This window comes from Fluviicola chungangensis, from assembly GCF_007558725.1.
Taxonomy (GTDB): Bacteria; Bacteroidota; Bacteroidia; order Flavobacteriales_D; family Crocinitomicaceae; genus Fluviicola; species Fluviicola chungangensis.
The window spans coordinates 109,736-130,673 of sequence record NZ_VLPL01000011.1 but is presented as its reverse complement, the minus strand read 5'-3'; the positions used below and the strand labels follow the sequence as shown (position 1 = coordinate 130,673).

Sequence of the window (20,938 nt, the reverse complement as noted above, 5' to 3'; positions counted from 1 at the left end):
TTGCACGAAACGGCGGTCACCGGAAGGGTTTGAAGTAGATCCTGATCCACAAGGTTCGAATTCCGACCAGTCAAATCCAGGATTAACACCTGCAGTTGCCCAATGCAACGTATCTGAATTTGCAGGGAACATATAATTTGTCTCAATCGCCCCAACACATGGCGCTCCAGGGAATCCAGTTCCACCGTAGTACAACTGATCACCGAATTGCCACAAACCTTGCATGTAGTTATAGAACTGAGAAGATGATGCAGGATCTGATTGTCCTGCAGGAGCATTTGTTCCTGTATAGATCGTAAAGTTACGCATCCCGTAACGTTCATTATCCGCAATTCCATCTCCGTAACCGATACCCAAACCGCGGTAAACAATTCCTTTGTTTGCAATTGCATTAGCCACAGTAGGAACCACCCATTGATTTGTAATCGTATCAAAAACCGGTCCAGGGTTATCAGCCCCATCAGCATCCTGGTAAGGACCTTCGAAGAAGTCAACACCAATAGACGGCGGGTTTTGTCCGAATCCAGGGCGTCCTGAGTTTGGTTCATCATTCAAATCCCCGTTATACATGTAACTCAATCCACGTGTAACATCACATCCTGCATAGTCATCGTTGTAATTCCCTAAATCCGCATCGATGTACTGAGAGAAATATGTATCGAACAAGGTTTGAGTACCACGGTTAATTAACTCGTAGTTATAGAACGTCATTTTGTTGATCTCGTCATCCGTTGCAAAAGCAAATGCCTGCGCGTGGATTTCCATTCCGATCGGTTCACCTTGTGATTCTGTATGGATATTTCCTTTATCGTTGAATACCCACCAGTTAGTAACGTCACCAAATAACGTTACACGTCGGTCAGCACCACATTGAATATCGTCACGACCTAAGATATCATCATACCAAGGGTAATCTCCCTCTTCCGGTTCGTAGAACATGTCATTATTCACGTCATAGAATGGTGCAAGGAACTGATCTTGTCCACGACCAACATCTCCGTTACCCGGCCATGCATTGATCTGAGCCAATGTTTCGTTGGTCGGAGAAGGACAATCACCTGTTGTACAGTTATTATAAGTAATAAACAAAATAACTCCTGCTTTAGTGATCGTGAAAATGTTGTCATACAACAAACACTGATCCGGGTCAATTGTCCCATCACCATAATCGCGTCTTGCAGTGTCCCCTTGTGGAACAGACGGATCAAAGTTTCCTGTACCGTATTGAACCGTAAGCGGTCCGGGCCAGAAATCGTTACCATCCTGACGGAACTTAACAGCTGCCAATTTTAACTGACCGTTAACGTCTGTTCCACCCATCCAAAGCGCACCGGCATAGATGACTGTTACAGCTGTTTCATTTCCTTTCTTTTTTGGAACGGTATAGGTTGCTAGTCCGTTCGCGCGATCCAGGAATAATAATCCTCCTGTTTCCAACTGACAACTAACATCATTAAAGTCCATTGTTTTACGGTAGTTTGCAGGCGCACAATTCGCAGCCTTTGTCGTTACCGTGGGTTTCGGCTTATCTCCGCCCGACTTCCCTTTCCCAAAATCATGATTGTATGCACTGGCCTGACCAATGAAACACATCGTGATTGCGAGTGATAAGTATTTAAATGTTCGTTTCATACTTTAATTTTTTTCTTTCTTAGAAATCAAATTTAACCCCTAAGCGAATAGTTCTTGGCGCACTGATATTAAATGGATTTGCCACTTTCATTGCATAATAATCTCTGAAAGATTGCTCATCCAACTGGTTTTGGATTGAAGTTTGGTATTGAGCTGCTGCCAAATAGCCATCATCATTCCAGTTACCAGTAGCTCTGTAAACACCCAGAACGTTCATTGTATTGAAAAGGTTGGTAACGCGAAGATAAACGTTCAAATAAGTTGATTTCTTCTTACCATCTTTTCCAAAATCAATTCCAAATGTGCGGTCTAACTGCAAATCCAAACGGTACTGCCAAGGCAATCTTGAACCGTTCACAGTTCCTGTTATACCCGAAGTATTCGGATTAAGCAATGCATCTCCGGTAACACCTGTTTGTGAGCTGTATGGAGAACCTGAGTAAATGTTTGTAATAAGGTTCAAACCGGTATTCTCAAGAATTTTTGCATCTCCGATCATAGGACCGTTGTAATCAGCTCCTTCACCGTAACGGTAATCGAAGGTAATTGCAAACGTGTGACGTTGGTCATATGAATAAGGGAATACACTTCTCAAGTTAGGTAAACCTGCTGTTTGAAGACCTGTCAACAAACTCGCTGCAGAAGTTGCATCGGAACCTGTACCATCCGCAAACTGTAAGGTATACGCCGCAGTCATACGAACGTTTCCGGTTCTGCGAAGGTCATAAGACACTGTCAAACCTTTTACCGTACCGAAGTCGCGGTTACCAAATGTGCGGTAAGTGTTCGGGTACGCTTCAAATACGTTCATCAGCTGCACGTTGTTACGTTGTTCACGGTAAAATGCAGAGATTTTCAAAGATGAAGTCTTGGATAAAACCTGTTGGAAACCAATCTCATAATCGATTGTTTGTTCCGGCTTCAAATTCGGGTTGTTAATCGTATTTGTACGTGCTTCGATAAATTGATAATCAATCGGATTGAAACGGTTACCTGTTGTAGGACGTTTCGTCAAGATGTCGTAATGTGCAAAGAATGACGCTTCATCCGAAATAGGGAATGAGAAAGCGATACGAGGCATCACATTAATCTGTGGCTTGTAATCTTCAAATGCATCCGCACTCACTTTTGAATTGGTTGCAGCAGTAGGATCTTTCAACCATGGTGAAATACCTGTAACACCACGAATCAATTTCGGATCCTCGATTGCAATACCATTTGCATCGTACCACTGATCACCATTTCTAAATCCGTTAATTCTTGTCGGACTGTTTACGTCATCTACGTATACAACATAATCACTTCCCATAGATTCAGGAATTCTCATGTTTGCATATTTTGTAGGATCACTCGCGATCAATGATTTCGCCTCATCTACATTGTTTGCAGTATATACCAAGTATTTATCTTTCAATACCGGCTGATTCGCATCGAATACATCTACACGGACCCCAACGTTGAATACGATGTCTTTGAATGCAAACTTATCCATGATATAACCAGCGATGTATACCGGTTGGAATGCACCAATGAATCGTTTGTAGTTTCCGTTTTCGTCGAATTCGTTGAAATACTTATTGATATCTGTATTTCCTTTTACTTTTTTACCGGTATGATCGTAACCGAAGTAATTAATAAAGTTATTTCCCTGGTTGAACAACTCATCCGGTGAGAACATATCTAAAGAGAATGTACTCGGGTCATATTGATCAATTACGATATAATCTGTTCCTGCCGGATTAAATCCAAGTTTCTCACGAAGATTATAATCAAAGAAAGATTGCTTATCGTTGTTTTCCTGGCCACCGTATTGTCCTGTTCCGGATGTATACGCATATCCTGTATTCAAACGATCGTAGCTATACTGTTGGAAAGAACCGAAGTTCACCACATGAGGATTCGATTTGTCCAACTCGGTAATGTGACTGTTTGCATACAAACGAGCAACTGTCCAAAGTTCAATTGGTCCGGCATTTCCGCTTGACCAACCTCTATCCCAACGCTGTTCGTATTCAAAACCTAATGAAATGGAGTGATCACCAACGTTAACAGATCCTGATCCGGTAATACGGAACTGATCTTGTTCTGATCTGCTGAAACCGTTATTTGGTGTCCCGATGTTATTCCAGATTCCATAAACAGAAGTTGGAACGTCACCATTTCTCAATGCACGTCCATTTTGAACCTGCAACAATGTTTGATAATGACCTACAGGATCACCTGCATATAAATCAAAATAATTCTGAGTAATTGCAGCCAATGCAGCATTCGATTGAGAAGCCTCGAATTGAACAAGGTATTCCTCCGGAACTGCTGTCTGGTATAAATCGGATGTTTTTGCATCGAACTCATAAGTAGGACGGAAACTTCTTGTAAATTTCCCAACGTGTCCGTAGCTGAACAAATCGTATTTGTGCTGCTTATCGTAAGTTTCAGTTTTTGTTTTCGAGTAATCCACCATAAGTGAGTAGAACGCCGACTTCACTTTCGAGCTAGATCCTTCTCTGTTGTTAGAAAATCGCTGAGTGAAACGTCCGTAAACACGGTAATCCAATTGATTGAAAACTCCAAAATTGGTAAAGTTCAACAAGGAATTATTGTAATCGTAATTACTTCCGTAAGAGTAGTTCAAAGATCCACCGAACGTCAAGTTAACGGATGGTCCCGTATTCACATCAATTTTAGCAGAAGCTGAAATAACGGAACGGGCAGCATTCATTCTCCACTTTGTTTTCTCGAAATCACTTTCTCTCAAATAGTTTGCATTGTGGAAAGTACCGTTACCGGTAGCACTTGCTCTAACAGGATTTTCCAACAAATAATCTCTCGCTTCCTTCTTAATACGGTATGAACCACCGTTCAAAGGACGACTATCCAATTCATTGGTGTAGTTGACAGAAAGCAAGAACCCTAAAATCGGTTTTGTCTTCTTACCCGTTGAATCCTTTCTCATCAAAAGCGGTCCGGAAATTAATCCTTCAACCAGGTTGTATCCGAATTTATCCAATCCGATTACTTTTCCGTCGTAACCATTCGGATCTTTTCCTTTAAAGTAGAATCCAGAAGATACTGCCTCCAATGACCCGAAGTATTTTGAGGAAGGTCCGCGAGTTGTTACAGCAATAATACCACCGGTTGCATCACCATAATTGGCAGGCAAACCTCCGGTAATTACCGAAACCTCTTCAATTGCTGATTTAGGTAAGTTGGAAGACCCACGCACCTTGATACCATCAATAAAGAAATAAGTACCATCCGAACGGGAACCACGAACTGAAAGCTCTCCTGTTCCTTCGTTGGTTGTTACCCCACCTACCGTGCTTGCAACACCTGCTGCAGAACGAGTCGGTAGTCGTGAGATATCCTCACGCGTAATCGTCGCCCCGGAAGGACCACCATCTTTATTAATTAATGGGACTTTGTAGGCCACCACCACGACTTCATCGATAGCTTTTATATCGGTTGGAAGTCCGAGAGCAGTATTATCAAGGAAAGTAATACGATCAGCATTCACAACAACACCTTTAATTGCTGTAGGCTGATACCCTTCTCCCGGATTACTGATCTCAACGTCATAGGAACCTGGTGACAACGAGTTAAGTTGAAACTTTCCATCCGTATCGGTGGTCGTGTTTCCCTTAACTGTTCCATTTTGCTTGACGACTACAATACAATCGTATATAGCCTCCTTGCTGTCCTTATCAACAACGCTACCACGGATCGTTCCCAAACCTGACTGGGAATAACCGTAAGTCACTGTCAACAAGATACTTGCAAATAACAAGTTGAGTTTACGTAACATAAGTACAGTTTAATTTTACATCATTTTTATTGTAACAAAGCGTGTAAATATAGTAATTTTCGATTTGTTAACATTTCCTAAAAAACTTTTCTGTTTTGTAACAAATTATTCACCGTTAACTTTTTGTTAACTTTTCAGAACCGCAAAAGCCCTTATTTTTAGGGATTTGTAACTAATTTTTAAATAGACCGATCATGCGTTTTTATTGATTCTGACATACCTTTGCATTATGTCTGACATTTCTATTATTAATTTAAATGCGGTTTCTATTTATTTAATGGAAATTGATTTTTCTTATTTTGAGACCTACAAATCCTCCTTAAATGAAACGGAAAGATTAAGGCTCAACGCTATTCACCACCCCGAAAAAAAGATTGAATTTGCGGCATCAAGATACCTGAAACACCACCTGTTCGGCGAAGCAAACATCACTTACAATTCAAGCGGATCACCTGAAATAACGGGAGTAGGATTCATTTCCCTTTCGCATTGCGACTCGCATGTTGTCCTTGCAACCTGCAGAGAGCACCTGATTGGTGTGGACATAGAAGAGATTCGACAAAAATCAGTCATAACAGCACCCCGTTTTATAACGGATAATGAAAAACAGTTTCTTGATCAGACCAGCGAAAAAGACATGTCGATGCTTTGGTCATTTAAGGAATGCCTGTATAAATTATCTGACAGGAATCGGCTGCTTTTTCAAAGAGACATCCTCGTTAACAAAAGGGGCGGCAAGTATTACGGCAGCATCTTAAAAACCGATGGCATCTACGAATACGAACTGCATGTTGAAAACTTTAAAAATATTTTAATAACTTTCAATTCAAGTAAAGGAAAACTACTACAATGAACATCCTGGATAAAATTCAATCGAAAAGCGGACAATTGGCGTTATTAATTGATCCCGAAAAGACCAAAAATGAGGAGCATTTATTAGAGTTAATCCAAAAAGCCGAATTTGCACTCATTGACTTCTTTTTTGTCGGAGGCAGCACCGTTACCCGTAAGGAAGTGGAGTCGGTGGTTTCCAAACTAAAGAAAAACTCGGAAATTCCCATTGTTCTCTTTCCGGGATCCAGCAATCAGCTATCAGAACAGGCCGACGCTCTTTTATTCTTAAACCTGATTTCAGGCAGAAATCCGGATTTCCTGATCGGGCATCATGTGTCGTGCGCGGAAGAAGTACTGGAAATGAATCTGGAAGTTATCCCGACATCCTATATCCTGATTGACGGAGGTAAAATGACCTCTGTAGCCTATGTCAGCCAAACAACACCTATACCAAGAGAAAACAATTCCATTTCGTTAAAAACGGGAATTGCCGGTTACTTAATGGGACAAAAACTCACTTATTTCGATGCCGGAAGCGGCGCTGTTCAGTCTGTCCCTCCTCAACTAATTCAGGAGTTAAAGAAAAAAATCGACACTCCAATTATTGTTGGCGGAGGAATTCGTTCCATAGAGCAAATTGAAGCCTACAAAAATGTCGGCGCAAACGTCATCGTTATCGGAAATAAAATTGAAGAAAACATTGATTTTCTGCTGGATATAGAGACCTATCAAAAAAGTTCATTTAGAGCCCGTTAGAAAAATCGACACCGTTTAATCAGCATCAAACACACTTCACTAAATGAGAAGTTGTTTAATCCTACTGTTAAAAATAATTGAATTATATTTACCCAGTGTGAACTACGAAAACTAGGAGTTATATGCTCTTCAACAATGTCTAACATTTTGATAATCAGCATATTAATTAAGTAACAAAGCCAAAAAAACTCTCAAATTCGGAACAGCTTGCACACTCGCATTTTTTCGTGAAATGTAAATTAAGTTGAAAAAAACAATGTTGAATCTATTAAATTGTTAAACATGCGCAAAAAATTACTTTTGGGTGTATTTTCTTTGATTGGTGTGATTTCAACTGGGAAATCATTTGCTCAGGAAACACACTTCAATTGCGGAAGTCATACACAAATGAAAAAATTGTATGCTGAGAATCCAGGATTGGAGGAAGACTACAAAAAATTGGTAAACAGGTATAAGGAAAACCGCATTGTTAATGGAAAATCCATTACAGTACGCGTCATTCCGATTGTTTTTCATATCGTTCATGAATATGGTTCGGAAAACGTATCTGACCAGCAGATTCAGGATCAAATGGACATCCTCAACGAGGATTACCGCAAACTAAATGCAGATACCAATGTGGTTGTATCTCCTTTTGATACAATCATCGGAGATGCCTACATCGAATTCCGTTTAGCTACATTGGACCCTTACGGAAATTGTACAAACGGGATCGAGCACATTTACAATCACAACACCAACCAGGGAGATGATTATTCCAAGTTGAGTCAATGGGACAGAGACAAGTATCTGAACGTTTGGCTTACCAAAACGATCGGATCCGCAGGAGTTGCAGGATATGCATACTATCCGACCGGTGTTACTGGAACTGGTTTCTTTAGAGATGGGGTCATTATCCTTCACGATTATGTCGGAAGTATCGGTACCAGTTCACCAGGACATTCAAGAGCATTGACTCACGAAATTGGTCACTACCTTGGATTGGCACATACTTGGGGGAATGACAATGATCCGGGTAGCGCAAGCAGCTGTAACCAGGATGACGGTATTGGTGATACACCAAACTGTATCGGTATGACAAGCTGTCAACTTTCAGCTAACTCATGTCCGGAACCAACTATTCCGGGAAATTATTGGCCGTTTGATGTGATTGACAATGCTCAAAACTACATGGACTATTCTTATTGTTCGGTGATGTTTACAAAAGGTCAAACCAATTTCATGAACAATGTATTGGACCAGGAAACAAGTGGACGTAATAACTTATATACAGCTGAAAACCTGGTAACAACCGGAACAAGCACAATCACTCCTGTTACATGTACTCCGATAGCAGATTTTTACGTTGACGTAAACGGTGCTTCCGGAAATTTAGGTCCAAACGCAAACGTTATGTCAGCTTGTGTAAATGACCCGATTGCTTTCAAAGATGCTTCCTGGAAAGCAGGTGTCACATCGTGGTCATGGAGCTTCCCTGGAGGAAGCCCGTCTGCTTCAACAAACCAAAACCCTACTGTGACATATGCTTCACCGGGATGGTACGACGTAACACTAACTGTTTCAAACACTGCAGGTTCAAACACAAAAACAATCAACCACATGGTTTACATCCAGGGTGATTGGGCGGAATATGCAGGACCAAGAACAGAAGATTTCAACCAAAATGCGAACTTCTGGATTTCCGTAAACCCTGAAAACAATTACCAGTCTTTCAACCGTGCTACAAACGGTGGTAGATGGGGTACTGCAGGTTTCAAATTGAATAACTACAAAGATGTTTCTTCAGCTCAAATGTTTACAGATGATTGGTATTACTACGATCGTCTTGGAAACGCCAAAGATTATTTGATCTCTCCTGCAATGGACTTGAGAAATACTTCAAACGTAACGATCTCATTTGACTATGCTTATGGTACAAGAGCAACCAATACCACAGACATCACTGAAAAACTAATTGTTTATTATTCAAGAGATTGTGGTAAAACATGGATTCAAAAAACATCGATTTCCGGTGCAACCTTAGTAACTGCAGGTTACCAGAATGGAGATTATGTTCCAAATCCAAACAATGATTTGGAATGGAAAACTGCCAGCTTTACTCACACTCCTACATCAGCGGACAACAAAACGAAATTCAAATTTGAATTTATTTCGTCTGATTTCTCTTCCAACTTCTACTTCGATAACTTCAACATTTCCGGAACATTGGGAATCGAAGATAACGGAATAGTGTCAACGATTTCGATTGCTCCGAACCCTGTTGCTACAGGATCAGACTTATCTGTTGAGATCCCTAACTCTGAAGCTGGAATGAAATTAATCGTAATGGATTTGAAAGGTGCAATTATCTCAACAACTGAGGTTCCTGCTTCTTCCGGAGTTCAAACGGTTAACATTCCGATGAATGTTGCAAAAGGATGTTACATCCTGAATGCAGTTCAAGGAGCTGCAAAATCTACTCACCGAGTAGTTGTTTATTAATACAGATTCAACTTATATATAAAAAATCCCCGGCAATACATGCCGGGGATTTTTTTATGTCAAACGGCAACACTATTCACCTGGAAATTACTATTTTCACTGTATGAGCCCGCGCGTTACTTTAGCTACTCCTTATCCTTTTCAAAGACCTGCATTCATAGGAATCCGTGAATATAGCTTCATCAATTCGCACGGGGATGAATACAGCGTTCAATTTGTCCAGAAAAACAACCACATCATGAATTACATTGTTGATCTGAGCCTCAAAAGCCACGATCAGGATGAATACCAAACCATGAACACCGGGGATGTATACAGAGTGATGGCAACCGTTGTATCGATCCTGCTCGATTTTATAGAACAGACTCCCTATTGCCAAAGCATTGAATTTATTCCCGTTTCGGAAAATCACCAATTATCCAATAGAAGGTCTACCCTGTTTCGAAGATATGTACAGCGATTTAAAACCCTTACCGGATGGGATTATAAAATAAACGACGGAGTCTTCACCCTCAGCCGCCCGAAAACAAAATAAATTGCCTTATTTTGCAGTATGAAGTTTGAAGAATTAAACAACCGACTGGAGAATACACTGACAGAATCAGGACGGGAAGGATACACCGAAAAACAGGAGAAATTAATCAAACTATCCAAACAGGGAAAGAACCAATTGATTTTCACATCGATTGACCAGGAATTAATTGACGGGCTTCATTTCATTTCTTTTATGCGGGCACCGGAAATGCTGGAAGGTTCTCCACGCGTTTTGTGGTTCACCCCTTCCTGGGAAAGTGCGCGTGAAAAAGTGAAATCCTTTCACCATTTGATGAAGCGAACGGACGTAACAATCGAAATTGCCGATGATAAGGGAAAAATAATCGAGCAGCGCAACGCTATTTTTGAAGGAGCAGAGATCATTATCGGAAACCCGAAAAGATTGCTGGAATTGTACAATCAGAACGGAATCCACCTCAATCAGTTGAGTTTGGTGATCATTGACCAGGCAGAAACACTTTGTAAAGATCCCTTGATCCTTCAAGCAGTAAGAAGGATTTCGGAAAGTTTACCCAAATGCCAGAAATTGATTTTTTCAGAAGGAACCCATAACAGACTTGAATCTTTTTGCGAAGATATTTGTACCTTTTACGAAACTTCCGAATTATAAAAAGTATGATAGCCAAACAATTAAAAGCCATTTCCAACATTTGTTATATTCTCGGAATGGCCTGCGCTATCCTGCTTTACACCCAGAATACATTCGGAATTTCAAGTGCTATCCGGATCGGATTCTATGTATTCGGTGGAACCGGCCTGCTCTTAAGTCTATTGCAATTCCGTTTTATCCCCGAAGACAAATGGGAAGATTTCAACCTGTTGTTTTGGATCGGATCATTGGTTATATTCATAGGATTTGTTGTTCAAACACTCCATTTAAAGTATGCTACTTATATTCTAATTGCAGGTTTTGCCATCACCGGATTTTCATTTTTTGTCAATCCTTTCAGGAAAGACAAAGATGAAGAAGACGAACTGTTAGATAACTGATCTTCATCAAACAACTATTCAAAATATTTTTAATTTAGCGTGAAAACCATTTGATTGGTCTTTTGCGTATTTAATTTACTGCAACGTTGCACTAAACCTTCATTGTGAAAAATTATATTCTTGTATTTCTTTTCTCTGTTGTTTGCTTCATTTCGGATTCCCAGGTTCCAATCACTCAACACGATGATTTTCTGAAATTAGAAGGGAATCAACTAACCTATTTGATTACACCCGACGACCAGTCAAACATCCGGACAGTAAAATCTCATCTGAAGGAATTCAAACCAATTAATTCCCGAATGGTGAATTTAGGTTTTGAAACAAAAGACGTTTGGTTCTATTTTGAAACGAAAAACCTGTCTGATTCGCGCCTAATCCGGATGCTTAAATTGAGTAATCCGATCATTGATGAAGTGGATGTATACAAACGAATCGGGGAAAACACCTTTATTCCGGTCTCAAAAGGAGGTGATCAACGTCCCTTTGCCTGGCGTTATAACGGAAACCGTGAATTGATCTTCCCCTTGCGCCTTGATCCGCACAGTACCAACGGGTTTCTTTTCCGGGTAAACAATGGCGGAGAACAATTTTACTTTCAAAGTTCACTTGAAAAAGGGTCCTACATCCAGGTAAAACACGGAAACAAACAGGTTTTTTATGGGTTGTTGTTCGGGGTAATGATCTTCATTATTATTCTCAACCTGGCAATCGGTATTTTATTCCGGCAGCGAATCGCATACATTTATACCTTATATGGAGCTTCCTTTACCTTGCTCCAACTCTCTTTGCTCGGATTCGGGACAACCTGGCTCTGGACAGACCAGTATTTTATCTCCAACAGGGCCAATCCGGTACTCGCGTCATTAGGCGTTTTATTTTTCCTGAATTTCACTTACCGTTACCTCGAATTACACATCAACACACCTAAAATCAAACCCATAGTACGGTTTATTCAGGTGGTATTGCTTATCAATGTGTTTGTGAGTCTTATTCCGGGAACGGCTTTTATGAACATTTCAGCGATCACGGTCAATGCCATGACCCTGATCTTAAACCTATTCATTATTTATCCCCTGGTTGTGACCCTTAGGACCGGCTCAAAGACTGCCAAATCCTATCTAATCGCATTCTCCATTTTACAGATCTCGGTTTTTGCATTCGTATTGCGGAATTTCGGTATTATTCCGAACAGTTTCCTGGCCGACAACGGATTGCAAATCGGGTTTGCTGTAGAAATGATCATTTTAACATTCGGAATCCTGCAGCGTTTCAAGTTGATGAATGACGCTTCTATTGCAGTGCTTGCCGAAGCAAATGAATTGAAAGAAAACCTGAATATCCAGCTGGAAGCAGAGGTTGAACTCAGAACCAGGGAAGTCATCGCACAACGCAATGAACTGGAACAAAAAAACGAAGAAATCACCAGCAGTATTCTCTATGCAAAACGAATCCAAAACGCATTACTTCCTAGCAGTTCCTATTATTCTGATCTCATTCCCAATCTGAATGTATTCTATTATCCTAAGGATATTGTAGCAGGAGATTTTTATTGGATCAAACGGATTCGCATCGGAGAAGATATCTGGAGATTCATAGCCGTTGCAGATTGTACCGGACATGGTGTTCCCGGAGCAATGATGAGTGTTCTGTGCATGAACGCTTTGAATGAATCTGCTCGTTTACTTGAAGATGCAGATCCTGCAGACTTATTGAATCGCGTAAGTTCCTACCTGAGAAATTACCTGTTGACTGACGGAATGGAACTCTCCGACGGAATGGACATTTCAGTCGTATGCTATCACTCTGAAAAGCAGATCCTGCGCTTTTGCGGAGCAAATAATCCTTTGTGGATTTTAAATGAACATGAAATCCAGGTAATTCCTCCAACGAAAAGACCGGTAGGAAAGTCCGAATCCAGTCTTCCCTTTGAACTTCATGAAATGACTTACCGGAAAAACCAACGCATCCTGTTGTTTTCCGACGGATGTATTGACCAGTTCGGTGAGAAAAGCGGGAAAAAACTAAAAACTCCGGGATTGAAAAAAATGGTATTGGAACAATACGACTCCAATCCGGCAAACCACCTTCAGAAAATCGAACAAGACCTGCTGCGATGGATGGGAACCGAAGAACAATTGGATGATATCTGTATGATGCTGATCGACTTGAACTAAAAACTTGCTTTTAAGCTCATATCCAGACTGGCAAAACTATGTGTCAGTGCCCCCACAGATATAAAATCAACTCCTGTTTCAGCGAAAGAACGGATCGTTTGACGGGTAATCCCACCTGAAGCTTCCGTTTCATACCGTCCGGCAATTTTATCAATCGCTTCTTTGAGTAATTCCGGGGTAAAATTGTCCAGCATAATACGGTCTACCATCCCTGTTTCAAGCACCTCATCCAGTTCCTTCAAATTGCGGACTTCTATTTCAACCTTCAGTGTTTTTCCGGTAGATCTCAGATACTCCTGTGTTCGCTGAATTGCCTGTTTGATGCCACCTGCAAAATCCACATGATTGTCCTTCAGCATAATCATGTCATACAGTGCGAAACGATGGTTCATTCCACCTCCGATACGTACGGCCCATTTTTCCATATAACGAATTCCAGGAGTGGTTTTTCGGGTATCCAGCAAGTTGGTTTGTGTCCCTTTCAGCAAATCGACATAACTTTTTGTTTGGGTGGCAATACCGGACATGCGCTGCATGAAATTCAACAAGGTACGCTCAGCTGCTAATATGGAGCGTGCATTTCCTTTTAAGTAAAATGCAATATCACCGGGTTTCACCGGAGTTCCATCGGTCAGTAATTCTTCAAATACCAGGTTTGAATCCACTAATTCACACACTTTTCTGGCTACTTCTACACCGGCAAGAATTCCGGTATCTTTCACTAATAACTTTGCAGTTCCGGAAGCATTTGCAGGAATACACGCCAATGAAGAGTGGTCACCATCTCCCAAATCCTCCTGAAGAGCATTTTTTATAATTTCATCAAACATGGGTCAAAGTTAATCCAAAAATGCAAAATGATGCATTCAAAGGGTTCACCACTTTTAGCAATTCCCTTTGAAATTTGCACACTTTCTTTTGAATTACTCGATGGATAAAGATTCGATCCTCAGCTCCGAATTGATGTGCTTCCACTTGATCGTCACGCGAAAAGATTCGCTTTTGGAAAGATAAATTCCAGTTGTAAGCGGAGAATCATCGCTCTCTTTTCCTTTGAATGTAAAGCGAAAGCTGGAAACAGGTTTCCGGTTAAAGAAATCTTTCAACAATTGAGTAGCCTGGGACTGGGCATAAACACCCTCTTTTCCCTGAATCTGAAGCAATATCCTATCTTTACCGTAAGAAATGATTTTAGCTGCATCCTCTCTCGCAAATGCTTGTTCCACAGCAGTGAAATTTGCATCCGTGACAGTATGAAGCGATAAAATAAAAGAAGCTATTAATGATAAAATAAAGCCCATATTTCAATTGTTATTTGAACCTCTATCAACAAATATAATGCCTAAAATGAAATCCCGCTCATTCTCTACTTTTTTTATAGATTATCTCTTTAATCGGCCCCACCGGCAAAAAAAGGGTCTCCCAAACTCATTTTGAAGCAATCACTACAATTTTTGTATATTCGTTGCATGCAGGTAACGTTACTTTGTATTGGCAAAACGGGGAAGAAATTCCTGGAAGAAGGAGAACAGGAATATTTGAAGCGGCTTCGCCATTATATCCCATTCCAACTACAGATTATCCCTGACATCAAGCAAGCTAAAAATTTATCTGAAGGCCAGATTAAACAGCGGGAAGGTGAGTTAATCCTGGAAAAAGTAACTCCCACAGACACCCTCATTTTGCTGGATGAAAAAGGGAAAGAATACAGTTCGCTTGATTTTTCTGCTTATCTGCAAGATCTGTTTAACCGCGGAGGAAAACAAATTTGTTTTGTGGTTGGCGGACCTTATGGCTTCAGCGATGCCGTTTATCAACGTTCCAACGGAAAGATCTCCCTATCTCAGATGACCTTTTCCCATCAAATGATCCGTTTGTTTTTTATTGAACAAGTGTACAGGGCAATGACTATTTTGAGAAATGAACCTTATCACCATCAGTAGGTATGAAAACTGAATTTTTTGGGATCGTTGATTTTATTTCATTCCTTGGATGGCTGGTAATTTTCATAATAATTGCCCAATTTATATTCATTCAAAACAGGGAAAAATCAGCTTACAAATATTTCCTTCCGCATTTCTACTGGAAAATCATCCTAAGCGTGGCCTTTGCCTTAACATACACATTATATTACAACGGAGGAGATACAACAGCTTACTACCAAGGTGCGGTGACTTTAAACCGGCTGTTTTTTGAATCCCCGTTGGATTATTTACAGGAAATCATATCTACTCCAAGCAGAACCAGCATTCCTTCCTATTTTAACCAGGCCACAGGAAGACCACCTGAATGGATTTACCCCGAAGCCAACTCCTGGGTAGTATGCAAAATTGCAAGCTTTTTCTCCTTCTTCTCCTTCGGAAGCTACCTCACGCTCAACTTGTTTTTTGGAGTCATCTCTACCTGGATATCCTGGAAGTTTTTCATTTTTCTGGATAACAATACACGCATAAAAACAAGATACCTGGCGCTCGCCTGTCTCTTTATCCCATCGGTAGGTTTTTGGTGCTCGGGCCTCATGAAAGACACCATTGTAATGTGTGCGATTCTCCTCTCGATCATGTCTTTTTTTAAACTTTTTAAGCGGAAATACATTCACTTTTACAGAACATTATTCACATTCGTCCTTGCCAATTACTTCTTGTTTATTACCCGGCCTTTCGTACTCATCGGGATATTCATTCCGTTTTTTATATTGATTATTTTACGGTTAAATAAAGACAAGCCTGTACTGGTGAGATTCCTTACCCGAACAACCGGAATCTTATTTGCACTGGTTTGTTTAATTGTTTACCTCAGAAGCTCGGAGTTGGGAGAATTCTCTTCCGATCAAATTTTAGAAACGGCAAAAGTTATTCATAGTGATTTCAAGGTCAATGAGCGGTATACCGGAAAAAGGTACGATTTAGGCCTCAATGATTTTAGTCCAACCAGTTTGGTACTAGCCATTCCCGGAGCCGTCATAGCTACACTCTACCGGCCTTTTATCTGGGAATTTGAAGGACCATTGATGTTCATAATAGGGATTGAAAGCCTGTTTTTTATTTATTTCACGGTCCGCTTCTTTCTGGTGAACCGCAGAGTAGCTTCACTCTCGATACTATACAAAAAAGAACTCCTGCTCTTCGCGTTGTTATTCATTCTTATCTTTGGATATTTCGTTGGTTTTACTTCCGGGTTATTCGGGGTTTTGGCCAGATTAAAAGCTCCTGCACTTCCGTTTTTCCTCTTGTTGCTTTTTAGCAGGGATCAAAAGGAAGATTTGAAAGATATTGACGACGAAAAACTGATAACCTAATATATTCGTTATTTTTACTATTGATAAAATTGTCCGTTCTAACATGAGTATACGTTTCAAGATCGAACCACAACGAAAAATCAGTTTAAACCTTGCTGAATTGTGGAAAAACAGAGAATTGTTTTACTACTTCACCTGGCGTGATTTGAAAGTGAAATATAAGCAAACTGTTTTGGGTTTATTGTGGACAATCCTGCAACCGCTTATCATGACCTTGTTGTTTACTTTGTTTTTAGGAGATATTATTTCCGTTAACTCCAAAATTGGCATCCCCTACCCTGTCTTTGCTTTAAGCGGTATGCTTTTGTGGAATATTTTCAGTAGCGGGGTAAATAATGCGGCGAATAGCATGGTGAGCAACGCCAATATTATCAAAAAAATCTATTTCCCACGATTGATCATCCCATTTTCTGCTATTTTGGTATCATTGGTTGATTTTCTTTTCGCTCTAATTATTTTTATCTTCCTCTTATTTATTTATCGTGTATCCATTTCTCCCCTCATAATTTTATACATACCCCTGGCTGCAATAATAGTGTGTATCACTACTTCCGGATTCGGTATGTTGCTTGCTGCCATGAATGTAAAATACCGCGATGTAAGATACATTATTCCTTTTTTCGTTCAGGGATTAATGTTTATTTCCCCCGTCATTTATCCGATTTCTATCACCAATAATTCATTTGCTCAAACCATTTTGAAATTGAATCCACTTTCAGGAGCTTTTGAGTTATTTCGAGGTGGATTTACTGGATATGAAGTCAATTTTATGAATGTACTGATCAGTTTTGGCGGATCGGTCCTGCTGTTTATTTTGGGAGTTTTGTATTTTAAGAAGACCGAAAATTTTTTTGCGGATTTAGCGTAAACTGTTGTTATGAAGCCAATTTTAGAAGTACGAAATATCAGCAAGCAATTCCGAATCAATCAAGAGATACAACCGTATTTAAGCTTAAGAGATTCTATTACCAATATATTCAAACCCAAAAGCAGAAAAGAAATTTTTTGGGCACTTGACGATGTGTCTTTCGATGTCATGCCGGGCGATTCACTTGGAATTATTGGAAAAAACGGAGCCGGAAAATCCACACTTCTTAAGATTTTATCCAAAATTACTCCTCCTACCAAGGGGCATATTATCGGAAACGGACGCGTAGCCAGTTTGCTGGAAGTAGGCACAGGATTTCACCCCGAATTAACCGGAAGGGAAAATATTTTCATGAACGGCTCCATTTTGGGAATGAAGCGTACAGAAATCATTAAAAATTTCAAAGATATTGTAGAATTCTCCGGAGTTGAAAAATTCATCGATACCCCTCTCAAACATTACAGTAGTGGGATGCAATTACGTCTGGCCTTTGCCGTAGCTGCTTTCCTGGAAAACGAAATTTTAATCATCGATGAAGTATTGGCCGTGGGAGATGCAGAATTCCAGAAAAAATGCATGGGAAAAATGAAAGATATCAATTCACAGGGACACCGAACGGTGCTCTTTGTGAGTCATAATATTTCAGCCGTACAAAGTTTCTGCAACAAAGCCCTTTACTTAAAAGAAGGAAAAGTGGAAGCCTTTGGAAATGTCAAAGAAATTACGGGACTTTATATACAGAGTCAAAAATCCGGTGAATTGGCTAATGATCTTTCTCACCTTTTCAAAAATAAACGCGCAAAAATCCAATCTATTAGTTTTATAGGAGAATCTACAGGTGAATTAGATGCCTTTTCCTTTTATCGTTCACAAATTATCCGATTGAAGTTCGTCATGAATATTTTGGAGAGAGGAAAATATAACCTAAGTGTTCATTTCAAAACTATTTTGAACCAGATGATTTGCAATCTCTTCACCCCTGTCTACGAACTAAACGAAGGGATTCATGAGTTCAGCATGGAAATTCCGTCTAATTTTTTGAACGACGAAACCTATAAAATGGACTTATTTGTGGTGGATAATGCCAGCATCCCGATTGAAGTGATCAATGATATCATTACCTTTGAGGTTATTGACGACAGTGAGCGCGTTTGGTTCGGAAAATTTGAAGGCGTAATCCGGCCAGATTGTATAACCTTTCAAAAATTGGACGAATGATCTTTGTTACCAAGCCGTTTCTTCCGAACATTGCCGATTACAATCGTTTGGTAACAGGGATCTGGGAAAGACAGTACCTGACGAATAATGGTCCGCTTGTTCAGGAACTTGAAGGAGCATTGAAAATACTTTTCGATGCGGAGAATGTTTTATTTACCTCCAACGGAACCATTTCCATTCAAATAGCACTTAAATCATTGAATTTAAGTGGATCAGAAATCATTACCACTCCCTTTTCGTACGTTGCCACAACATCAGGTATCGTATGGGAAAACTGCACTCCCGTTTTTGCAGATATTTCTCCTACAACTTTCAATATTGATCCGGAATCAATCCGAAAAAAAATTACTCCAAAAACAAAGGCCATTTTAGCAACTCATGTTTTTGGAAACCCTTGTGATATCGATGCAATTGATACAATCGCTAAGGAACATGACCTGTTGGTTATTTACGATGCCGCTCATTGCTTTGGTACAAGCTACAAAAACAAATCAGTAATGAGTTACGGTGATGTGAGTTCGATCAGTTTCCATGCTACAAAGTTGTTTCATACTACTGAAGGAGGCGCGTTGATTTGCAAGTCCGAAACCCTGGCTGCAGATTTTTCGTTGAAAAGAAATTTCGGCCATGCCGGATTCGATCGTTTTGACGGGGTAGGCATCAATGGTAAAAATTCGGAATTTCATGCCGCAATGGGCTTGTGCAATCTACCTCATGTCGAAGCTATAATCCATGACAGGCAACAGACACATCTCTATTACGACAAGTATTTATCCGGGTTACCCATTCGAAAACAGGAAATTCAAGCACAAACTACCCGTTACAATTGCGCTTATTATCCTTTATTATTCGAATCCCAACAAACCCTGCTTCACATCAAAAAGGCTTTGGAAGAACAAAACATCTTTACCAGACGTTATTTCTACCCAAGTTTGAATTCGCTTAATTATGTTACTGAGCAATCATGTCCTGTAAGCGAATCCGTTTCAGAGAGAATACTATGTCTTCCGATTTATTTTGATATCGGAGAAGCCACCGTACAACGTATCTGTGAAATCATTCATTCAAACATGTATGTCGAAAAGAATTAATTATGCAATAATCGGGGCCGGTGGTTTTGCTCAGGAGGTTTACAACTGTTTACTCCAGCGACTGGAAGCAGATCAAATTACTGACTTTACCGTTGATTTTGTGGTTGAAGACCAATACTTCACGGAAAACCTTGTTTTTGGGAAAATTCCGCATCGGTTGTCAGAATACGATTTTACCAATAAATCCATTTTAATCGGCATTGCAGATGTACAGGTAAGGAGTCGGATTGCCGGACAATTGGATGCATTTCATTTCGGCACCCTCATTCATCCTTCTGTCAGCATGGGGTTGAATGTTTCAGTTGGTGCAGGGTCAATTATTTGCCAAAATGTGGTACTCACCTGCAACATACATCTGGGAAAACATACCCATTTGAATCTCAATACAACTGTCGGGCACGACTGTTCAATCGGTGATTTCTTCACCACTGCTCCAAGTGTAAACATCAGCGGATCTTGTACCATCGGGTCCCACGTATACATGGGTACACAAGTCGCTGTCCGTGAAAAAATAACCATTGCCGATCATGTAACTGTGGGAATGGGAGGAATGGTCCTCAAAAATATTCCGGAAGCAGGTGTTTACATAGGATTTCCGGTTAAAAAATCATTACGATGATCTTAATTGGTGCTGGGGGATTAGCAACCCAATTGACAGATGTGATCCGGCGTTTGCACCCTGCAAAACCGCTTGCCTTTTTCGATAATGTAACGGTTCGTGAAACAGGTGAAACCAAATTCGGCTGCCGTATCCTAACGAATTGGGATGAGTTTAGTGCAGAACTTCCGGAACACGGCAATGAAGTAGTAATGGCCTTGGCATCCTTAAAAGCAAAGATGGGATTCCACGATCTTCTTGCGGCAAAAGGGATCGAATGCAGCACAATCATAGCACAAACAGCATTAATCGGCTCACAAAACGTTTCTATAGGAACGGGATCTGTGATTTTGGAACACTGCATCATTGAGAGTAATGTGATTATAGGACGTATGTGCCTGGTCAACACTTCTTCGAAATTGTTCCATGACACCCAAATCGGGGATTTTTGTGAAATAGCTCCGAATAGTTCCGTTTTAGGAAAATGTACCATCGGGAACAATGTGTTCATTGGCGCCAATGCAACCATCCTTCCGGGAATAATTATTGGAGACCATGTTGTTATCGGAGCAGGAAGTATTGTAACCAAAAATGTGGAGAGCGGTACTAGAGTGAAGGGAAATCCTGCAAAATCTTTTTAG

At 40.3% G+C, this 20,938-nt stretch carries 17 protein-coding genes and 1 pseudogene; 14 read left to right on the top strand and 4 right to left on the bottom strand.

The annotated features are described in order from the left end of the window. Nucleotides 1-1,632 (bottom strand): annotated as a pseudogene (locus tag FO442_RS17730) (T9SS type A sorting domain-containing protein); the annotation flags it as partial. Nucleotides 1,633-1,651: 19 nt separating this feature from the next. Next, a complete protein-coding gene (locus tag FO442_RS17725) occupies nt 1,652-5,434 on the bottom strand; it encodes a TonB-dependent receptor (RefSeq protein WP_144334553.1) in 3,783 nt (1,260 codons plus the stop codon). Nucleotides 5,435-5,711: 277 nt separating this feature from the next. Here FO442_RS17725 and FO442_RS17720 point away from each other — a divergent pair, with 277 nt between their 5' ends. The 7 genes from FO442_RS17720 to FO442_RS17690 all read left to right on the top strand — a co-directional run bounded on the left by FO442_RS17720 (nt 5,712) and on the right by FO442_RS17690 (nt 13,224). Continuing rightward, nucleotides 5,712-6,287 carry a 4'-phosphopantetheinyl transferase family protein gene (locus FO442_RS17720; protein WP_186280241.1) on the top strand — a complete coding sequence of 192 codons (576 nt, stop codon included), beginning with the start codon at nt 5,712-5,714 and terminating at the stop codon, nt 6,285-6,287. Further along, on the top strand, nt 6,284-7,024 hold the full coding sequence (locus tag FO442_RS17715) for a phosphoglycerol geranylgeranyltransferase (RefSeq protein ID WP_144334551.1): 741 nt from the start codon (nt 6,284-6,286) through the stop codon (nt 7,022-7,024). Before FO442_RS17720 ends, FO442_RS17715 begins: the two co-directional genes overlap by 4 nt. Before the next feature lie 282 nt (nt 7,025-7,306). Further along, nucleotides 7,307-9,505 (top strand): M43 family zinc metalloprotease, encoded by a 2,199-nt coding sequence (locus FO442_RS17710; RefSeq protein WP_144334550.1) that lies wholly within the window; start codon nt 7,307-7,309, stop codon nt 9,503-9,505. A 103-nt stretch (nt 9,506-9,608) separates the two neighbouring features. Further along, nucleotides 9,609-10,040, top strand: a complete 432-nt coding sequence (locus FO442_RS17705; protein ID WP_144334549.1) for a hypothetical protein — start codon at nt 9,609-9,611, stop codon at nt 10,038-10,040. Nucleotides 10,041-10,058: 18 nt separating this feature from the next. Then, nucleotides 10,059-10,670, top strand: a complete 612-nt coding sequence (locus FO442_RS17700) for a DEAD/DEAH box helicase (RefSeq protein ID WP_144334548.1) — start codon at nt 10,059-10,061, stop codon at nt 10,668-10,670. A 5-nt stretch (nt 10,671-10,675) separates the two neighbouring features. Next, entirely contained in the window at nt 10,676-11,050 is a 375-nt protein-coding gene (locus FO442_RS17695; RefSeq protein WP_144334547.1) for a hypothetical protein, read from the top strand. 104 nt (nt 11,051-11,154) lie between these two features. Further along, nucleotides 11,155-13,224, top strand: coding sequence for a 7TM diverse intracellular signaling domain-containing protein (locus tag FO442_RS17690; RefSeq protein WP_144334546.1), 2,070 nt, complete (start codon nt 11,155-11,157; stop codon nt 13,222-13,224). Here the strand turns inward: FO442_RS17690 and nadC are convergent. Then, nucleotides 13,221-14,054 carry a carboxylating nicotinate-nucleotide diphosphorylase gene (nadC, locus tag FO442_RS17685; protein ID WP_144334545.1) on the bottom strand — a complete coding sequence of 278 codons (834 nt, stop codon included), beginning with the start codon at nt 14,052-14,054 and terminating at the stop codon, nt 13,221-13,223. The two genes, FO442_RS17690 and nadC, sit on opposite strands and share 4 nt — an antisense overlap. Nucleotides 14,055-14,147: 93 nt before the next feature. Further along, nucleotides 14,148-14,450, bottom strand: a complete 303-nt coding sequence (locus FO442_RS17680) for a DUF4783 domain-containing protein (RefSeq protein WP_186280239.1) — start codon at nt 14,448-14,450, stop codon at nt 14,148-14,150. 243 nt (nt 14,451-14,693) lie between these two features. On the opposite strand from FO442_RS17680, the gene rlmH reads away from it, so the two are divergent. The 7 genes from rlmH to FO442_RS17645 are packed head-to-tail and all read left to right on the top strand — an operon-like array spanning nt 14,694 to nt 20,938. Further along, a complete protein-coding gene (gene rlmH / locus FO442_RS17675; RefSeq protein WP_144334543.1) occupies nt 14,694-15,167 on the top strand; it encodes a 23S rRNA (pseudouridine(1915)-N(3))-methyltransferase RlmH in 474 nt (157 codons plus the stop codon). Nucleotides 15,168-15,169: 2 nt separating this feature from the next. Then, complete coding sequence (locus FO442_RS17670; protein ID WP_144334542.1) at nt 15,170-16,522, top strand: hypothetical protein; 1,353 nt, start codon at nt 15,170-15,172, stop codon at nt 16,520-16,522. 43 nt (nt 16,523-16,565) lie between these two features. Then, nucleotides 16,566-17,390 (top strand): ABC transporter permease, encoded by an 825-nt coding sequence (locus FO442_RS17665; protein ID WP_144334541.1) that lies wholly within the window; start codon nt 16,566-16,568, stop codon nt 17,388-17,390. Nucleotides 17,391-17,399: 9 nt separating this feature from the next. Then, nucleotides 17,400-18,608 (top strand): ABC transporter ATP-binding protein, encoded by a 1,209-nt coding sequence (locus FO442_RS17660; RefSeq protein ID WP_144334540.1) that lies wholly within the window; start codon nt 17,400-17,402, stop codon nt 18,606-18,608. Continuing rightward, a complete protein-coding gene (locus tag FO442_RS17655; protein WP_144334539.1) occupies nt 18,605-19,699 on the top strand; it encodes a DegT/DnrJ/EryC1/StrS family aminotransferase in 1,095 nt (364 codons plus the stop codon). The genes FO442_RS17660 and FO442_RS17655 overlap by 4 nt, the downstream gene beginning before the upstream one ends. Beyond that, on the top strand, nt 19,683-20,318 hold the full coding sequence (locus FO442_RS17650) for an acetyltransferase (protein ID WP_144334538.1): 636 nt from the start codon (nt 19,683-19,685) through the stop codon (nt 20,316-20,318). The genes FO442_RS17655 and FO442_RS17650 overlap by 17 nt, the downstream gene beginning before the upstream one ends. After that, complete coding sequence (locus FO442_RS17645; protein WP_144334537.1) at nt 20,315-20,938, top strand: acetyltransferase; 624 nt, start codon at nt 20,315-20,317, stop codon at nt 20,936-20,938. Before FO442_RS17650 ends, FO442_RS17645 begins: the two co-directional genes overlap by 4 nt.

Coding starts and splice junctions, on each gene's coding strand:
- FO442_RS17725 (WP_144334553.1), bottom strand. CDS start 5,434: ATGTTACGTAAACTCAACTTGTTATTTGCAAGTATCTTGTTGACAGTG.
- FO442_RS17720 (WP_186280241.1), top strand. CDS start 5,712: ATGGAAATTGATTTTTCTTATTTTGAGACCTACAAATCCTCCTTAAAT.
- FO442_RS17715 (WP_144334551.1), top strand. CDS start 6,284: ATGAACATCCTGGATAAAATTCAATCGAAAAGCGGACAATTGGCGTTA.
- FO442_RS17710 (WP_144334550.1), top strand. CDS start 7,307: ATGCGCAAAAAATTACTTTTGGGTGTATTTTCTTTGATTGGTGTGATT.
- FO442_RS17705 (WP_144334549.1), top strand. CDS start 9,609: ATGAGCCCGCGCGTTACTTTAGCTACTCCTTATCCTTTTCAAAGACCT.
- FO442_RS17700 (WP_144334548.1), top strand. CDS start 10,059: ATGAAGTTTGAAGAATTAAACAACCGACTGGAGAATACACTGACAGAA.
- FO442_RS17695 (WP_144334547.1), top strand. CDS start 10,676: ATGATAGCCAAACAATTAAAAGCCATTTCCAACATTTGTTATATTCTC.
- nadC (WP_144334545.1), bottom strand. CDS start 14,054: ATGTTTGATGAAATTATAAAAAATGCTCTTCAGGAGGATTTGGGAGAT.
- rlmH (WP_144334543.1), top strand. CDS start 14,694: ATGCAGGTAACGTTACTTTGTATTGGCAAAACGGGGAAGAAATTCCTG.
- FO442_RS17670 (WP_144334542.1), top strand. CDS start 15,170: ATGAAAACTGAATTTTTTGGGATCGTTGATTTTATTTCATTCCTTGGA.
- FO442_RS17665 (WP_144334541.1), top strand. CDS start 16,566: ATGAGTATACGTTTCAAGATCGAACCACAACGAAAAATCAGTTTAAAC.
- FO442_RS17660 (WP_144334540.1), top strand. CDS start 17,400: ATGAAGCCAATTTTAGAAGTACGAAATATCAGCAAGCAATTCCGAATC.
- FO442_RS17655 (WP_144334539.1), top strand. CDS start 18,605: ATGATCTTTGTTACCAAGCCGTTTCTTCCGAACATTGCCGATTACAAT.
- FO442_RS17650 (WP_144334538.1), top strand. CDS start 19,683: ATGTCGAAAAGAATTAATTATGCAATAATCGGGGCCGGTGGTTTTGCT.
- FO442_RS17645 (WP_144334537.1), top strand. CDS start 20,315: ATGATCTTAATTGGTGCTGGGGGATTAGCAACCCAATTGACAGATGTG.